The organism is Kosakonia sp. MH5, assembly GCF_009935945.1.
GTDB lineage: Bacteria > Pseudomonadota > Gammaproteobacteria > Enterobacterales > Enterobacteriaceae > Kosakonia > Kosakonia radicincitans.
Window position 1 is genome coordinate 157,704 of record NZ_QODH01000006.1, and the last position, 15,079, is coordinate 172,782.

The window sequence follows — 15,079 nt, forward strand, 5'->3', positions numbered from 1 at the left end:
ACGAATGGCGGAAAACTATGACTCAGCAATCTCCTTATTCAGCAGCAATGGCCGAACAGCGTGACCAGGAGTGGCGACGCTTTGTCGAGTTGGTCAGGCAGTCATATGAAAAGGATCTGCATCTTCCGTTGCTTAATTTGATGCTTACGCCGGATGAGCGCGAGTCGTTGGGGACGCGGGTGCGAATTATCGAAGAGTTGTTGCGCGGCGAGATGAGCCAGCGCGAACTGAAGAGCGAACTGGGCGCGGGCATTGCGACCATTACCCGCGGCTCAAATAGCCTGAAAGCAGCGCCTGCCGATTTGCGCCTGTGGCTGGAGCAGACGCTGCTGAACGATCAGCGGTAAACCGCGTTATGAAACGGGCTTAGCGCCAGAATTACCGCCTGATGGTAAACGCTCTCGCGGGTGAGTTTACCGGCAGTGAAAACACCAATCGCCCCCTCTTTCCGGCCAATCTCATCAATGCCGGTGTAGTTTGACATCACCGGTCCGAGCGCTTCACCGGCACGCACTCTCTGCAAAATGATCTCTGGCAGCGGCAGCGTGGCTGAACGCGCTTCGCCCTGCATTTGAGGGTTTTCGATGACTACCCAGCTAAACGTACTGCCTTCATCAATACCTGCTTCAATGGCAACCCAGAAATCGGCGTCAGGCCGTAGCTTGCGGGCATTGTTCACGCGATTACGTGCGCCAGCCCGCGTTTCCTGACTGCCAAACGGCTGTTCAGGCACGCCGCTATCGACGGAGACAGATTCTATATGGCAGGATCCTTCGCCGAAGATCTCGTTAAAAGCGTGCAGAATAGCCCGAATTTTCGCGGGATTTGTGGTAGCTGAGACAACATGGTGCATAATCTATAATTGGCTTGTCCGAAACGAGACGCGTTCTTTATCCCGGACAAAGACCTTCCTCAGATAATAAATTCATCGCAGTATAATGGATAAAAAAGCATGTTACAGGTATACCTTGTTCGCCACGGTGAAACGCAGTGGAACGCCGAGCGTCGTATTCAAGGCCAGTCAGACAGTCCGTTAACCGACAAAGGGGAAACGCAGGCGTGGCAGGTGGCTGAACGCGCGAAAGCGCTGGGCATCACCCATATTATTGCCAGCGATCTGGGGCGTACCCGTCGCACGGCGGAGATCATCGCTGATGCCTGCGGTTGCGAAATTACGCTTGAGCCACGCCTGCGCGAGCTGGACATGGGCGTGCTCGAACGCCGCCATATCGATTCCCTGACGGAAGAAGAAGAGAGCTGGCGTCGGCAGTTAGTGAATGGCACGGCAGATGGCCGTATTCCTGACGGTGAGTCGATGCAGGAGCTGAGCGATCGTATGCACGCTGCGCTGGCTACTTGTCTGGAGCTACCGGAAGGAAGCCGCCCGATGCTAGTCAGTCACGGTATGGCGCTGGGCTGCCTGGTGAGTACCATTCTCGGGCTTCCGGCTTATGCTGAACGCCGTCTGCGTCTGCGCAACTGCTCCATCTCCCGCATCGATTACCAGCACAGCCCGTGGCTGGCATCCGGCTGGGTGGTGGAAACTGCAGGCGATGTTTCGCATCTCGACGCCCCTGCGCTGGATGAATTACAGCGTTAACGGCGGATAGGCACCAGATATTCGCAGCGAATGTGTAACGGCGGCTCACGATCGCGTGAGTCGTCATGCTGCGGGTAGAAATGCTCAATATCCTGACCTTTGCGGCGCGTAAGGTTGAGCATTGGCATGCACGTGCCATAAACGGTCAGAATAAAGTCTTGTAGCCCGTCCGGAGAGCCTTCAAAAGAGAAAGCCACGTAATCGCCGCCCTCCAGTAATACCGGCTGCGCATTGCTCAAATAACCATTCGCCATTTCCGGCGTCAGCGCCGTGGTGTAAAACACCTCCTGCTCATCATCTTTCTCGAGGCTGGGGCGCGGTTCGTGCAGCCCGTACAACTCCTGAGGAAGCGTCGGCGCATTGCTTAAAAATTCACGCCAGAACTGGATGCGCATTTGGTTGCGGAAATCGGAGATCTCCTCCAGCGAGCAGGTATAGCTCTGCGTTGTGCCGATCAGGTGCATTTGCGGCAGCGTTACAAATTCATGTTTAGGCAAGGTAAACTCGCCAAGACGCAGCGGCGGGCGGATGCCAAAGGCGCTCCAGTCCGGCGAACGGCGATAGAGCGCTGGCGTGACGGTAAACTGTTTTTTGAAAGCACGGGTGAACGTTTGCTGTGAATCGAAACGATACTGTAGCGCAATATCAAGAATAGGACGGGCGGTAAGCCGTAATGCGACTGCGGATTTTGACAGGCGACGAGCGCGGATGTAAGCACCAATGGCGTGGCCGGTGACGTCTTTGAACATCCGTTGCAAATGCCACTTGGAATAGCCCGCTTTTGCCGCCACATTATCTAATGAGAGCGGCTGATCCAGATGGCCTTCCAGCCAGGCGAGTAGGTCGCGAATGATCCCAGCCTGATCCATACAATATCCTCTTCCTTAATACAGCGATGAACACCTGATACCAGGGGACGGATAATAGCGGGTTTTTAAGGCTTTAGCATTCGGTGTTTTTTTTGTGCACAAATCCGCATTGTGACTGATTTTCATCATAAATTTTGTAAATCGGTGATCTGCAAACAGTTTCTCATTTGAAAACTGAATAGTTGCTAAACGTAATATTCAAAAATGGTAACAATATGAAATACACGAAGTTATGCATTCCTGCGTTGATATTGATGGCGTGGAGTTCAGCCCAGGCGGAACAGATTGGTTCTGTGGATACGGTATTTAAAATGTTTGGCCCGGATCACAAAATTGTAGTTGAGGCGTTTGACGACCCGGACGTTAAAAACGTGACCTGTTATATCAGCCGGGCGAAAACCGGCGGTATCAAAGGCGGGCTGGGGCTGGCGGAGGATACTTCAGATGCTGCCATTTCTTGCCAGCAGGTTGGGCCGGTTGAACTGAGCGATAAAATTAAAAACGGCAAGGCACAGGGCGATGTGGTCTTCCAGAAACGGACTTCGCTGGTATTTAAAAAATTGCAGGTGGTGCGTTTCTATGACGCAAAACGTAACACTTTGGCATATTTAGCCTACTCCGACAAAGTCGTCGAAGGTTCGCCGAAGAATGCCTTAAGCGCAGTTCCTATCATTCCGTGGAGCAAATAGTGGAAATAAAAAAGCGGCGCCTGAGCGCCGCTTTTTTTATCAATCTTCGCTTATTCCTGCAGGTCGCCGCAGAAACGGTAACCTTCACCGTGAATGGTGGCGATGATTTCCGGTGTGTCCGGCGTGGATTCAAAATGTTTGCGAATGCGGCGAATCGTCACGTCCACGGTACGGTCGTGTGGTTTCAGCTCGCGGCCGGTCATTTTTTTCAACAGTTCGGCACGGGACTGGATTTTCCCCGGATTTTCGCAGAAGTGCAGCATCGCGCGGAATTCACTGCGCGGCAGCTTATACTGTTCGCCGTTTGGGCTGATCAGTGAGCGGCTGTTGATATCCAACTCCCAACCGTTGAACTTGTAGCTGTCAACGCTGCGGCGTTCTTCGCTGACCGTGCCCAGATTCATGGTACGGGACAGCAGATTGCGTGCGCGGATAGTCAGTTCACGTGGGTTGAACGGCTTCGTGATGTAGTCGTCGGCACCAATTTCGAGTCCCAAAATCTTATCGACTTCGTTATCACGTCCGGTCAGGAACATCAGGGCGACGTTCGCCTGCTCACGCAGTTCGCGCGCCAGCAAAAGACCGTTTTTACCTGGCAGGTTAATATCCATAATCACCAGGTTGATATCATTTTCAGAAAGAATCTGATGCATTTCAGCGCCATCAGTCGCTTCAAAGACATCGTAGCCTTCTGCTTCGAAAATGCTTTTTAACGTGTTGCGTGTTACCAACTCGTCTTCAACAATAAGAATGTGCGGGGTCTGCATGTTTGCTACCTAAATTGCCAACTAAATCGAAACAGGAAGTACAAAAGTCCCTGACCAGCCTGGTGCATGTCGAAAATTAACATGACGGCATAACATGACTAAAGTACGTAATTGCGTTCTTGATGCACTTTCCATCAACGTCAACAACATCATTAGCTTGGTCGTGGGCACTTTCCCTCTGAACCCGACAGTGTCAAAAACGGCTGTCATCCTAACCATTTTAACAGCAACATAACAGGCTAAGACGTAAATGACACCCAATAAAACTACGCTTCGTTGACATATATCAAGTTCAATTGTAGCACGTTAACAGTCTGGCGAAATCCTCACAGCCAAATGCCAGCGCTTGCGACTATTTATCAATAAACCAACTAGTTGCGCATATTAATTGATAAATATGATGAATCCAATACAAGAACGAAATACTGTAATAAAATACTATGTATAAACATAGGGATAAGCCCCTTCTGTTAACATCTTAGCAGGTACGATTGCTGATAAACAGTTTAGCTTTTTTTAATTGTGCGTAATCTGAAAATCAGTGATTCGTGTTAGAAAATTGTAAATTCGCTCTGCGTAGTATGTTGATGTCTGTCACATTCTCCTGCGGAATCAGTAAGAAGAGAAAGTAAGATGCAATTGGCTGTTGTACTCGTTTGCCCCGCAAGGCCCGAAAATGTCGGCGCCGCTGCCCGGGCGATGAAAACCATGGGGTTTCATGACTTGCGCATTGTCGATAGCGATGCGCATTTACAGGAAGGTGCGCGCCGTGTTGCCCACGGTTCCGGCGATATCCTTGATAATGTTAAAAGTTATGCGACGCTTGCCGACGCGCTGGCGGATGTTCAGTTCACCATTGCGACCACGGCGCGTAGCCGGGCGAAGTTCCATTATTACGCGACGCCAGCAGAACTGGTGCCGCTATTGCAAGAGAAACGCACGTGGCTTGGCAGTGCTGCGCTGGTTTTTGGTCGCGAAGATTCCGGTTTAACCAATGAAGAGCTGGCGCTAGCGGACATCTTAACCGGCGTGCCGATGGCTGCGGATTATCCATCGCTGAATCTGGGGCAGGCAGTAATGGTTTTTTGCTATCAATTAGCGTCATTAATGCAACAAGCACCTCAGCAAGCGGCTCCGGTTGATGATAATCAGTTGCGCGCATTGCGTTTGCGGGCTCGTGAATTATTGGAGAAACTTGGCGTTGCGGACGATATAAAAATGGCGGACTGGTTGGATCAGCGTCTTGGTCTGCTTGAACAGCGCGACACGGCAATGTTGCACCGATTGTTGCATGATATTGAAAAAAAACTCTCCGAGTAAGTCACTGCGATAAGTTTGTTTTATAGTTAAAGCCGCTGAAATCTATTGTTGTAATGACCCTGTCGCGCTGAAATTAACTGTCGTTTCAGCGCAGCCGGGAAGGCGAATAAAAATGTAAAAAATAAAAATAAATTGACTTAAGCGGGCAGATACTTTAACCAATATAGGCATGCAGCACAGACAGATAATATTACAGAGCACACAACATCTATGACACGCATCAGCACCATTACCATTATTACAACCATCACCATTACCACAGGTAACGGTGCGGGCTGACGCGTACAGGAAACACAGAAAAAAGCCCGCACCTGAACAGTGCGGGCTTTTTTTTCGACCAAAGATCAAGGGGTAAAACCATGCGAGTGTTGAAGTTCGGCGGTACATCAGTGGCAGATGCAGAACGTTTTCTGCGTGTTGCCGACATTCTGGAAAGCAATGCCAGGCAGGGGCAGGTAGCGACCGTACTTTCTGCCCCGGCGAAAATTACCAACCATCTGGTGGCGATGATCGAAAAGACCATCAGTGGCCAGGATGCAGTACCGAATATTAGCGATGCAGAACGTATTTTTGCTGACCTGCTGCAAGGGCTGGCCGATGCGCAACCTGGATTTCCCCTCACACAGTTAAAAAACTTCGTCGAACAAGAGTTCGCGCAGATCAAGCATGTCCTGCATGGTATCAGCCTGCTGGGCCAGTGCCCGGACAGTATCAATGCGGCGCTGATCTGTCGTGGTGAAAAACTCTCTATCGCCATCATGGCCGGTCTGCTGGAAGCGCGTGGTCATAAAGTCAGCGTTATCGATCCGGTGGAAAAATTACTCGCCGTTGGTCACTATCTGGAATCGACTGTTGATATTGCAGAATCAACTCGCCGCATCGCTGCCAGCCGCATTCCGCAAGATCATATGGTGCTGATGGCTGGTTTCACTGCCGGTAACGAAAAAGGTGAGCTGGTGGTGCTGGGGCGCAACGGTTCGGATTACTCTGCCGCTGTGCTGGCCGCCTGTTTACGCGCCGATTGTTGTGAGATCTGGACGGATGTCGATGGCGTTTATACTTGCGACCCGAGGCAGGTGCCGGACGCCAGGCTGCTGAAGTCCATGTCGTATCAGGAAGCCATGGAGCTTTCCTACTTCGGCGCCAAAGTTCTTCACCCCCGCACAATTACCCCGATTGCCCAGTTCCAGATCCCTTGCCTGATTAAAAATACCGGTAACCCACAAGCTCCCGGCACACTCATTGGTGCAACGTCGGACGAAGATGGTCTGCCGGTGAAAGGGATCTCCAACCTGAACAACATGGCGATGTTTAGCGTTTCAGGCCCGGGCATGAAAGGCATGGTCGGCATGGCTGCCCGCGTATTTGCGGCGATGTCACGCTCAGGGATTTCCGTCGTCTTGATCACCCAATCCTCCTCGGAATACAGCATCAGCTTTTGTGTGCCGCAGTCCGATTGTGTTCGCGCTCAGAAAGCGATGAATGAAGAGTTCTATCTGGAACTCAAAGAGGGGCTGCTGGAACCGCTGGCAGTGATGGAGCGTCTGGCGATCATCTCCGTGGTCGGCGATGGCATGCGTACCTTGCGTGGTATCTCGGCGAAATTCTTTGCCGCTCTGGCACGCGCCAATATCAACATTGTGGCGATTGCTCAGGGCTCCTCTGAACGCTCTATCTCGGTTGTGGTGAGCAATGATGATGCGACGACTGGGGTGCGCGTTACTCACCAGATGCTGTTTAACACCGACCAGGTGATTGAAGTTTTTGTCATTGGCGTTGGCGGTGTCGGCGGCGCGCTGCTGGAGCAGTTGAAGCGTCAGCAAGGCTGGTTGAAAAACAAGCATATCGATCTGCGCGTCTGCGGCGTGGCGAATTCAAAAGCGTTGATGACCAATGTGCATGGCCTGAATCTGGAAAACTGGCAGGCCGAACTGGCGGAGGCGAAAGAACCTTTCAATCTGGGGCGCTTGATCCGTCTGGTGAAAGAGTATCATCTGCTTAACCCGGTGATTGTTGACTGTACCTCCAGCCAGGCGATGGCCGATCAATACGCGGATTTCCTGCGGGAAGGTTTCCACGTTGTCACGCCGAATAAGAAAGCCAACACCTCGTCGCTGGATTACTATCACCAGTTGCGTCGCGCAGCGGAGAAATCTCGCCGTAAATTCCTGTATGACACCAACGTTGGTGCCGGCCTGCCGGTGATTGAAAACCTGCAAAACCTGCTCAATGCCGGTGATGAGTTACAGCACTTCTCCGGGATCCTTTCTGGCTCACTGTCGTTTATTTTCGGCAAACTGGATGAGGGAATGAACCTCTCGGAAGCCACGGCACTGGCGCGCGAGTTGGGTTACACCGAACCGGACCCGCGAGACGATCTCTCCGGGATGGATGTCGCGCGTAAACTGTTGATTCTGGCTCGTGAAACCGGACGAGAACTGGAGCTTTCTGATATTGTCATTGAGCCCGTCTTACCCGCAACGTTTGATGCGTCCGGCGATGTTGAGAGCTTAATGGCGCGCCTGCCACAACTGGATGACGAGTTCGCCTCTCGCGTGGCGCAAGCCCGTGATGAAGGAAAAGTGCTGCGTTATGTCGGTAATATTGAGGAAGATGGCACCTGTCGGGTGAAGATCGCCGCTGTTGACGGTAATGATCCGCTCTACAAAGTGAAAAATGGTGAGAATGCGCTGGCGTTCTACAGCCACTATTATCAGCCGTTGCCGTTGGTATTACGCGGTTACGGCGCGGGTAACGATGTAACAGCAGCTGGCGTATTCGCAGACCTGCTGCGTACCCTGTCCTGGAAGTTAGGAGTCTGACATGGTGAAGGTGTATGCTCCGGCTTCAAGCGCCAATATGAGTGTTGGCTTTGATGTGCTGGGCGCGGCGGTGACGCCGGTAGATGGAACTTTGCTGGGCGATAATGTTTCGGTGGAAGCCGCTGAACATTTCAGCCTGAAGAATATTGGCCGTTTTGCCAGTAAATTACCGACTGAACCGCAGGAAAATATCGTTTATCAGTGCTGGGAACTGTTCTGCCAGACGATTGGCAAGCAGGTTCCGGTGGCAATGACGCTGGAAAAAAACATGCCGATTGGCTCGGGGCTCGGCTCCAGCGCGTGTTCCGTTGTTGCCGCGCTGGTGGCGATGAACGAGTATTGCGGTAAACCGCTGGATGATACGCGCATGCTGGCGCTGATGGGCGAGCTGGAAGGGCGTATTTCAGGCAGCGTGCATTACGATAACGTCGCGCCTTGTTTCCTCGGCGGTATGCAGTTGATGATCGAGGAAAGCGGCATTATCAGCCAGCAGGTGCCAGGCTTTGATGAATGGTTGTGGGTGCTGGCCTATCCGGGCATTAAAGTCTCAACGGCGGAAGCGCGCGCTATTTTGCCCGCGCAATATCGCCGTCAGGATTGCATCGCTCACGGGCGGCATCTGGCGGGCTTTATTCACGCCTGCTACACCCGCCAGCCCGCGCTGGCGGCAAAATTGATGAAAGACGTGATTGCCGAGCCGTACCGCATGAAATTGCTGCCGGGCTTTGGCGAAGCGCGTCAGGCAGTGGCCGATATTGGCGCGCTGGCCTGTGGGATCTCCGGTTCCGGGCCAACGCTGTTTGCTTTATGCGATAAGCCGGATACCGCTCAGCGCGTAGCCGACTGGCTTGGCAAACACTATCTGCAGAATCAGGAAGGCTTTGTTCATATTTGCCGGCTGGATACGGCGGGCGCACGAGTAGTGGGATAACCAATGAAACTCTACAACTTAAAAGATCACAACGAGCAGGTCAGCTTTGCGCAGGCCGTAACGCAGGGGCTTGGCAAAAATCAGGGCCTGTTTTTCCCGCACGAGCTGCCGGAATTTAACCTGACGGAAATCGACGCGATGCTGGAGCAGGATTTCGTCAGCCGCAGCGCGAAGATCCTAGCCGCTTTTATTGGCGACGAAATTCCGCAGGACGAACTGGAAGCGCGGGTACGCGCCGCGTTTGCTTTCCCGGCACCGGTTAAACCGGTAGAGAGCGATATCGGCTGTCTGGAGCTGTTCCATGGGCCAACGCTGGCATTTAAAGATTTCGGCGGACGTTTTATGGCGCAGATGCTGAGCGCCATCAGCGGCGATAAACCGGTGACCATCCTGACTGCTACCTCGGGCGATACCGGCGCTGCGGTTGCTCATGCCTTCTACGGCATGAAAAATGTGCGCGTGGTGATCCTCTATCCGCAAGGCAAAATCAGCCCGTTGCAGGAAAAACTGTTCTGTACGCTGGGCGGTAATATCGAAACTGTGGCGATTGATGCCGACTTCGATGCCTGCCAGGCGCTGGTGAAACAAGCCTTCGACGATGAAGAACTGAAAGCCGCGCTGGGGTTGAACTCGGCGAACTCGATCAATATCAGCCGCTTGCTGGCGCAGATTTGTTACTACTTCGAAGCGGTTGCGCAGTTGCCACAGGAAGCGCGCAACCAGCTGGTGGTTTCCGTACCGAGCGGTAACTTCGGCGATCTGACCGCTGGTTTGCTGGCGAAATCGCTGGGGCTGCCGATCAAACGCTTTATCGCAGCGACCAATGCCAACGATACCGTGCCGCGTTTCCTCAAAGAGGGGCAATGGCAGCCAAAAGCAACGCAAGCGACGCTCTCAAACGCCATGGATGTTAGCCAGCCAAATAACTGGCCGCGCGTTGAAGAGCTGTTCCGCCGTAAAATCTGGCGTCTGAATGAGCTGGGTTACGCTGCTGTGGACGATGAAACGACGAAAGCGGCCATGCGCGAGCTGAAGGATAAAGGTTACGTTTCTGAACCGCATGCCGCGATTGCATATCGCGCCCTGCGCGATCAGCTTAATCCGGGCGAGTACGGTCTGTTCCTCGGTACGGCTCATCCTGCGAAATTCAAAGAGAGCGTAGAAGAGATTTTGGGCGAACCGTTACCGTTGCCGAAGGAACTGGCGGATCGCGCGGATCTGCCGCTGCTTTCCCATCAGTTACCTGCGGATTTCGCGGCATTACGCCAGTTGATGATGCGCAACGCGTAATTTCTCTGCTTCCCCTGCCTGCAAGCGGGGGAATCAGGGAGAAATTATGTAGAAAAATGGCAGGGAAAACGGATGAATTCCCAATAAATGCGGGGGTTCAGAGATTAGGATTGCGGACAATAACAACAACATCTGGCGTTGCGTAACCTCCTGACATCGGCCCATAACGGGCAAGATGATGCAAAGGAGTAACCTATGTTGAAACCTGTGATGTTAGCGCTTTCTATGATGTTGGTGGCTCCTCTGGCGGTTCAGGCCGAAGAAATCACCCTTGTGCCGGCAGTGAAACTGCAAATCGGCGATCGCGACCGCGGTGGAAATTACTGGGATGGCGGCCACTGGCGCGATCATGGCTGGTGGCAGAGACACTACGAATGGCGTGAGAACCGCTGGCAGCCGCACGGCCACTTTGACGACCGGCATGATGATCGCCATGACGATCACCGTGGCGGGCCGGATGATGACTGGCATCGCCATCCATAGCCTTTCTGACCCTCTCCCGAGCAGGAGAGGGTTTTTCTTACTGTTCGTGCCGCTTAAACACCAACTCTTCCTGCGATGAAACTTCCCGATCAAAGAAATAGCCTTCGCTGTTAAACCCGGTTAATTGCTCCGGTTTCGTCAGGCGATTCTCAATAATAAAACGACTCATCAGGCCACGTGCTTTTTTGGCGTAGAAGCTAATGACTTTGAACTTGCCGTTTTTCTCGTCAAGAAACACCGGCTTAATGATCCGGGCGTTCAGCTTTTGCGTTTTGACCGATTTGAAATACTCATCAGAGGCCAGGTTGATAACGATCTCATCGCCTTGCGCCGCAATGGCTTCGTTGAGTTTGTGGGTGATCACATCGCCCCAGAATTGGTAGAGATCTTTCCCTTTAGCATTTTCCAGGCGAATGCCCATCTCCAGCCGGTACGGCTGCATCAGATCCAGCGGACGCAGCACGCCGTATAAACCGGAAAGCATACGCAGATGTTGCTGCGCGAAATCGAAATCCGCATCGCTAAAGGTTTCTGCCTGCAAGCCGGTATAGACATCTCCTTTAAATGCCAGGATAGCCTGGCGCGCATTTTCCGGAGTGAAATCAGGCTGCCAGTCGTGAAAACGCGTAGCGTTCAGATCGGCCAGCTTGTCGCTGATCCCCATCAGCGCTTTGATTTGCGGCGCGGAGAGCTTACGTGCGCTGTTAATCAGTTGCTGCGAGTGATCCAGCAGTTCCGGCTGGGTAAAACGCGTTGTCGCCAGCGGGCTTTGGTAATCGAGTGTTTTGGCAGGTGAAATCAGAATCAGCATACTCAGTCCTTGCTGTGCGAGAAATTTCCGCTGACTTTAGCAAAAAAACCGACAGACTTGATCGATAGTTGCGATTAGCGCTACGAGCGGGGAATGTCATCCCAACTGCCTGGCGCCAGTTGACGCTCTATTTCCGGATAACGCTGCGGGTTGAAGACCGGCATGACTCCCAGTTTGCGCTGGCGCAGATAGTCGCGGGCCAGCACTCTGACAACCGGTGAAAGCAGCAAAATGGCGGTCAGGTTAATCATCGCCATTAGCGCCATCACGACATCGGCAATGTGCCAGATAAGCGGTACGCTGAGTATGGGACCTGCCACTACCATCAATAAAATACCGATGCGCAGCAGCCAGAGATTTCGATTACTGTTGCAGCGTAAAAAGATCAGATTATTTTCCGCATAAATATAATTCGCGACGATCGAAGTAAATGCGAAGAGCACGACGATACAGGCGACAAATCCCGCACCCCAGCCCCCGGTCAATGAAGCCATGGCTTGCTGAAGCTGTTGGATGCCACCAAATGCGTCGCTTAGCGGAACCGTACCCGCCAGCAACAATACCAGTGCGCTGGCGGTGCAGACCAGGAAGGTATCCGTCAGCACGCCGATCATTTGCACAATTCCCTGTGCTACCGGGTGCGGCGGCCATGAAGCGGCCATAGCGGCGGCGTTAGGCGACGATCCCAGTCCGGCTTCGTTGGCAAACATGCTGCGCTGAAAACCGCTGGTCATTGCCTGACTCAGGGTGTAAGCCATCGTGCCTGTCGCTGCTTCCTGCCAGCCGAAAGCGCTTTTGATGATGGTGGTAAAAATCCCTGGCAGTAAGTTGGCATGCCAAAGACTGAGGCACAGACTGACCAGGATCCAGACAAGCCCTATTACTGGCACCAACCACTGCATCAGCCGGGCGGCAGGTTTTAATCCCCGAACGATGAAAAAGAGTACGCAGAGCGCCAGTGCCATGGCGCTGGCGATTCCCGGAACGCCCCAGGCAAAGTGCATGGCCCGTGCGACGGCGCTGGACTGAATGGTATTAAACACCAGGCCATACGTAAGCAGCAGGAACACTGAGAAAAGTACGCCCATCCAGCGCATACCTAAACCGCGGGCCATATACCATGCCGGGCCGCCACGAAATTGATTTTCCGTATCACGCTCTTTATACAGCTGCGCCAGAGAGCATTCGGCAAAGCTGATCACCATGCCGATAAGCGCAGAGATCCACATCCAGAAAACGGCGCCAGGCCCGCCGGAGGTTAATGCAAAGGCCACGCCCGCCAGGTTGCCGCTGCCCAGCCTTGTTGCCAGGCTCAGACAGAGTGCCTGGTAAGCGGTGAGCGCGTTGGGTTGCGGGGTGCGGCTGCTTTTAAGGCTTTTCCCAAAGTCGCGCAGAAAACGAAAGGGGACAAACTGGCTGCGGACAGCAAACCAGATACCCGCCGCCGCCAGCAGGTACACCATGAATGAGCCCCAGAGTATTTCACTGATAAACGAGAAAAATTCAGGCATTAACATTCCTCTTGTTGATGCCGGGTTTGTAACCTGGGGCGAGGCTGTCATTGGAAGCACATCACTTCGCAGGCAATTAATTAGGAGAGTTTACCATACTATTTACACAGCATTGTCTGCGGTTGCGCTGGCAGGTCGTCGTGTTATCATCAGGGCAGACCGGTTACATCCCCCTAACAAGTATACTCGTCATACTTCACGTTCAGGTGCGCTGGCTGCGGTTGTGCTTCAGGGGCGCAAACGTGTCGTGAGCCTGACATGGATTATTCAGGGTATCTTTAAAGAGAAATACTATCATGACGGATAAATTGACCTCCCTGCGTCAGTACACAACAGTCGTGGCTGATACCGGAGATATTGCGGCAATGAAACTGTACCAGCCGCAGGATGCAACAACGAACCCTTCTCTGATCCTTGGCGCTGCGCAAATCCCGGAATACCGTAAGCTGATCGATGATGCCGTAACATGGGCTCGCGCTCAGAGCAGCGATCGCGCGCAGCAGATTGTTGACGCGACAGATCGCCTGGCGGTGAACATTGGTCTGGAAATCCTCAAACTGATCCCGGGCCGTATCTCTACCGAAGTTGATGCTCGTCTCTCTTACGACACCGAAGCCTCTATCGCCAAAGCGAAACGTCTGATCAAGATGTATAACGATGCCGGTATCAGCAACGATCGCATCCTGATCAAACTGGCCTCTACCTGGCAGGGTATTCGCGCTGCGGAACAGCTGGAAAAAGAGGGCATTAACTGTAACCTGACGCTGCTGTTCTCCTTCGCGCAGGCGCGCGCATGTGCCGAAGCGGGCGTATTCCTGATCTCCCCGTTTGTAGGCCGTATTCTCGACTGGTACAAAGCCAACACCGACAAGAAAGAGTACGCGCCGGCAGAAGATCCGGGTGTGGTTTCCGTAACCGAAATTTACCAGTACTACAAACAGCATGGTTATGAAACCGTGGTGATGGGCGCCAGCTTCCGTAATACCGGTGAAATCATCGAACTGGCAGGCTGCGACCGTCTGACCATCGCTCCGGCGTTGCTGAAAGAACTGTCTGAAAGTGCTGGTACCATTGAGCGCAAACTGGCGTATACCGGCGAAGTGAAAGCGCGTCCGGAACGCATCACCGAAGCGGAATTCCTGTGGCAGCATAACCAGGATCCGATGGCGGTGGATAAACTGGCGGATGGTATCCGTAAGTTTGCCGTTGACCAGGAAAAACTGGAAAAAATGATCGGCGATCTGCTGTAATCTTCAGGCGTGGCCGGTTTGCCGGCCACGCTTCTTCTCTCCCTACTGTCTGCCTTTCCCCTCAGCGTGTATCATTTCGTTAAATAGTTTTTTTGAACGGAATGAATATGGACACACTACGCATTGGTTTAGTTTCGGTTTCCGATCGTGCATCCAGCGGTATTTACCAGGATAAGGGCATTCCAGCGCTTGAAGAGTGGCTGGCGAGCGCGCTGACCACCCCGTTTCAGATTGAGACCCGGTTGATCCCGGACGAGCAAAGCATCATCGAACAAACGCTGTGCGAGCTGGTGGACGAAATGAGCTGCCATCTGGTGCTGACAACCGGCGGCACGGGGCCTGCGCGACGCGACGTAACGCCGGACGCGACGCTGGCGGTTGCCGATCGCGAAATGCCGGGATTTGGTGAGCAGATGCGCCAAATCAGCCTCAATTTTGTACCGACGGCTATCCTCTCCCGCCAGGTCGGCGTGATCCGCAAACAGGCATTGATCCTGAATTTACCCGGCCAGCCCAAATCGATCAAAGAGACGCTTGAAGGCCTAAAAAGCGCTGATGGCGAAGTGAAAGTGCCCGGTATTTTTGCCAGCGTACCGTATTGTGTACAGTTGCTTGACGGACCTTATGTTGAAACCAATCCGCAAGTCGTAGCATCTTTCCGGCCTAAAAATGCAAGGCGCGAAACATTATCCTAAAAGTTAATCTTTTCTGAAATAAAGACGGCGAACCATGGCGT

At 52.9% G+C, this 15,079-nt stretch carries 18 protein-coding genes and 1 other annotated feature; of the genes, 13 read left to right on the forward strand and 5 right to left on the reverse strand.

Going from position 1 to position 15,079, the window contains the following annotated elements; genetic code table 11:
- Positions 1 to 17 precede the first annotated feature (17 nt).
- Positions 18 to 347, forward strand: coding sequence for a trp operon repressor (gene trpR / locus DK872_RS16895; protein WP_007373056.1), 330 nt, complete (start codon positions 18 to 20; stop codon positions 345 to 347).
- Here trpR and yjjX read toward each other — a convergent pair.
- Positions 338 to 853 carry an inosine/xanthosine triphosphatase gene (gene yjjX, locus DK872_RS16900; protein WP_071920191.1) on the reverse strand — a complete coding sequence of 172 codons (516 nt, stop codon included), beginning with the start codon at positions 851 to 853 and terminating at the stop codon, positions 338 to 340. The two genes, trpR and yjjX, sit on opposite strands and share 10 nt — an antisense overlap.
- Before the next feature lie 99 nt (positions 854 to 952).
- On the opposite strand from yjjX, the gene gpmB reads away from it, so the two are divergent.
- On the forward strand, positions 953 to 1,600 hold the full coding sequence (gene gpmB, locus DK872_RS16905) for a 2,3-diphosphoglycerate-dependent phosphoglycerate mutase GpmB (protein ID WP_007373058.1): 648 nt from the start codon (positions 953 to 955) through the stop codon (positions 1,598 to 1,600).
- On the opposite strand, the gene robA is transcribed toward gpmB, so the two are convergent.
- Positions 1,597 to 2,469, reverse strand: a complete 873-nt coding sequence (gene robA / locus DK872_RS16910) for an MDR efflux pump AcrAB transcriptional activator RobA (protein WP_007373059.1) — start codon at positions 2,467 to 2,469, stop codon at positions 1,597 to 1,599. The genes gpmB and robA overlap by 4 nt on opposite strands.
- A gap of 215 nt (positions 2,470 to 2,684) precedes the next feature.
- Here robA and creA point away from each other — a divergent pair, with 215 nt between their 5' ends.
- The gene (gene creA / locus DK872_RS16915) at positions 2,685 to 3,158 is read left to right on the forward strand and encodes a protein CreA (protein WP_071920192.1); all 474 of its coding nucleotides are present in this window, start codon (positions 2,685 to 2,687) and stop codon (positions 3,156 to 3,158) included.
- 50 nt (positions 3,159 to 3,208) lie between these two features.
- On the opposite strand, the gene arcA is transcribed toward creA, so the two are convergent.
- Positions 3,209 to 3,925: a two-component system response regulator ArcA gene (gene arcA / locus DK872_RS16920; protein WP_003856501.1), complete on the reverse strand. Its 717-nt coding sequence runs from the start codon at positions 3,923 to 3,925 to the stop codon at positions 3,209 to 3,211.
- A 94-nt stretch (positions 3,926 to 4,019) separates the two neighbouring features.
- Here arcA and yjjY point away from each other — a divergent pair, with 94 nt between their 5' ends.
- From yjjY to DK872_RS16955, 7 genes are all read left to right on the forward strand, one after another.
- A complete protein-coding gene (yjjY, locus tag DK872_RS16925; protein ID WP_086870418.1) occupies positions 4,020 to 4,160 on the forward strand; it encodes a protein YjjY in 141 nt (46 codons plus the stop codon).
- A 398-nt stretch (positions 4,161 to 4,558) separates the two neighbouring features.
- A complete protein-coding gene (locus DK872_RS16930) occupies positions 4,559 to 5,245 on the forward strand; it encodes a tRNA/rRNA methyltransferase (RefSeq protein ID WP_035886559.1) in 687 nt (228 codons plus the stop codon).
- A gap of 210 nt (positions 5,246 to 5,455) precedes the next feature.
- Positions 5,456 to 5,524, forward strand: a complete 69-nt coding sequence (gene thrL / locus DK872_RS16935; protein WP_071532065.1) for a thr operon leader peptide — start codon at positions 5,456 to 5,458, stop codon at positions 5,522 to 5,524.
- Positions 5,463 to 5,580, forward strand: a sequence feature (Thr leader region). It overlaps the preceding gene by 62 nt.
- A 24-nt stretch (positions 5,581 to 5,604) precedes the next feature.
- Positions 5,605 to 8,067 carry a bifunctional aspartate kinase/homoserine dehydrogenase I gene (thrA, locus tag DK872_RS16940; protein ID WP_072440109.1) on the forward strand — a complete coding sequence of 821 codons (2,463 nt, stop codon included), beginning with the start codon at positions 5,605 to 5,607 and terminating at the stop codon, positions 8,065 to 8,067.
- Between the two features lies 1 nt (position 8,068).
- Positions 8,069 to 8,998, forward strand: coding sequence for a homoserine kinase (gene thrB, locus DK872_RS16945; protein ID WP_007373064.1), 930 nt, complete (start codon positions 8,069 to 8,071; stop codon positions 8,996 to 8,998).
- 3 nt (positions 8,999 to 9,001) lie between these two features.
- A complete protein-coding gene (gene thrC / locus DK872_RS16950) occupies positions 9,002 to 10,288 on the forward strand; it encodes a threonine synthase (protein WP_072440111.1) in 1,287 nt (428 codons plus the stop codon).
- A gap of 195 nt (positions 10,289 to 10,483) precedes the next feature.
- Positions 10,484 to 10,771: a DUF2502 domain-containing protein gene (locus tag DK872_RS16955; RefSeq protein ID WP_035886556.1), complete on the forward strand. Its 288-nt coding sequence runs from the start codon at positions 10,484 to 10,486 to the stop codon at positions 10,769 to 10,771.
- 37 nt (positions 10,772 to 10,808) lie between these two features.
- Here the strand turns inward: DK872_RS16955 and yaaA are convergent, their stop codons facing one another.
- Together yaaA and DK872_RS16965 are read right to left on the reverse strand one after the other, a co-directional pair.
- Positions 10,809 to 11,582, reverse strand: a complete 774-nt coding sequence (gene yaaA / locus DK872_RS16960; protein ID WP_007373067.1) for a peroxide stress protein YaaA — start codon at positions 11,580 to 11,582, stop codon at positions 10,809 to 10,811.
- Between the two features lie 80 nt (positions 11,583 to 11,662).
- Entirely contained in the window at positions 11,663 to 13,093 is a 1,431-nt protein-coding gene (locus tag DK872_RS16965) for a sodium:alanine symporter family protein (RefSeq protein WP_007373068.1), read from the reverse strand.
- Between DK872_RS16965 and DK872_RS27355 the strand changes: the two genes are divergently transcribed.
- The 3 genes from DK872_RS27355 to mog all read left to right on the forward strand — a co-directional run bounded on the left by DK872_RS27355 (position 13,044) and on the right by mog (position 15,038).
- Positions 13,044 to 13,400, forward strand: coding sequence for a hypothetical protein (locus DK872_RS27355; RefSeq protein WP_167290016.1), 357 nt, complete (start codon positions 13,044 to 13,046; stop codon positions 13,398 to 13,400). The genes DK872_RS16965 and DK872_RS27355 overlap by 50 nt on opposite strands.
- Entirely contained in the window at positions 13,390 to 14,343 is a 954-nt protein-coding gene (gene tal, locus DK872_RS16970) for a transaldolase (protein WP_007373069.1), read from the forward strand. Before DK872_RS27355 ends, tal begins: the two co-directional genes overlap by 11 nt.
- Positions 14,344 to 14,450: 107 nt before the next feature.
- Positions 14,451 to 15,038 (forward strand): molybdopterin adenylyltransferase, encoded by a 588-nt coding sequence (mog, locus tag DK872_RS16975; protein WP_007373070.1) that lies wholly within the window; start codon positions 14,451 to 14,453, stop codon positions 15,036 to 15,038.
- The last annotated feature ends 41 nt before the right edge of the window (positions 15,039 to 15,079 follow it).

Bases quoted from the DNA above. Each gene is read 5' to 3' on its own strand.
- trpR (WP_007373056.1), top strand. From the start codon at position 18: ATGACTCAGCAATCTCCTTATTCAGCAGCAATGGCCGAACAGCGTGAC.
- yjjX (WP_071920191.1), bottom strand. From the start codon at position 853: ATGCACCATGTTGTCTCAGCTACCACAAATCCCGCGAAAATTCGGGCT.
- gpmB (WP_007373058.1), top strand. From the start codon at position 953: ATGTTACAGGTATACCTTGTTCGCCACGGTGAAACGCAGTGGAACGCC.
- robA (WP_007373059.1), bottom strand. From the start codon at position 2,469: ATGGATCAGGCTGGGATCATTCGCGACCTACTCGCCTGGCTGGAAGGC.
- creA (WP_071920192.1), top strand. From the start codon at position 2,685: ATGAAATACACGAAGTTATGCATTCCTGCGTTGATATTGATGGCGTGG.
- arcA (WP_003856501.1), bottom strand. From the start codon at position 3,925: ATGCAGACCCCGCACATTCTTATTGTTGAAGACGAGTTGGTAACACGC.
- yjjY (WP_086870418.1), top strand. From the start codon at position 4,020: ATGACTAAAGTACGTAATTGCGTTCTTGATGCACTTTCCATCAACGTC.
- DK872_RS16930 (WP_035886559.1), top strand. From the start codon at position 4,559: ATGCAATTGGCTGTTGTACTCGTTTGCCCCGCAAGGCCCGAAAATGTC.
- thrA (WP_072440109.1), top strand. From the start codon at position 5,605: ATGCGAGTGTTGAAGTTCGGCGGTACATCAGTGGCAGATGCAGAACGT.
- thrB (WP_007373064.1), top strand. From the start codon at position 8,069: ATGGTGAAGGTGTATGCTCCGGCTTCAAGCGCCAATATGAGTGTTGGC.
- thrC (WP_072440111.1), top strand. From the start codon at position 9,002: ATGAAACTCTACAACTTAAAAGATCACAACGAGCAGGTCAGCTTTGCG.
- DK872_RS16955 (WP_035886556.1), top strand. From the start codon at position 10,484: ATGTTGAAACCTGTGATGTTAGCGCTTTCTATGATGTTGGTGGCTCCT.
- yaaA (WP_007373067.1), bottom strand. From the start codon at position 11,582: ATGCTGATTCTGATTTCACCTGCCAAAACACTCGATTACCAAAGCCCG.
- DK872_RS27355 (WP_167290016.1), top strand. From the start codon at position 13,044: ATGAATGAGCCCCAGAGTATTTCACTGATAAACGAGAAAAATTCAGGC.
- DK872_RS16965 (WP_007373068.1), bottom strand. From the start codon at position 13,093: ATGCCTGAATTTTTCTCGTTTATCAGTGAAATACTCTGGGGCTCATTC.
- tal (WP_007373069.1), top strand. From the start codon at position 13,390: ATGACGGATAAATTGACCTCCCTGCGTCAGTACACAACAGTCGTGGCT.
- mog (WP_007373070.1), top strand. From the start codon at position 14,451: ATGGACACACTACGCATTGGTTTAGTTTCGGTTTCCGATCGTGCATCC.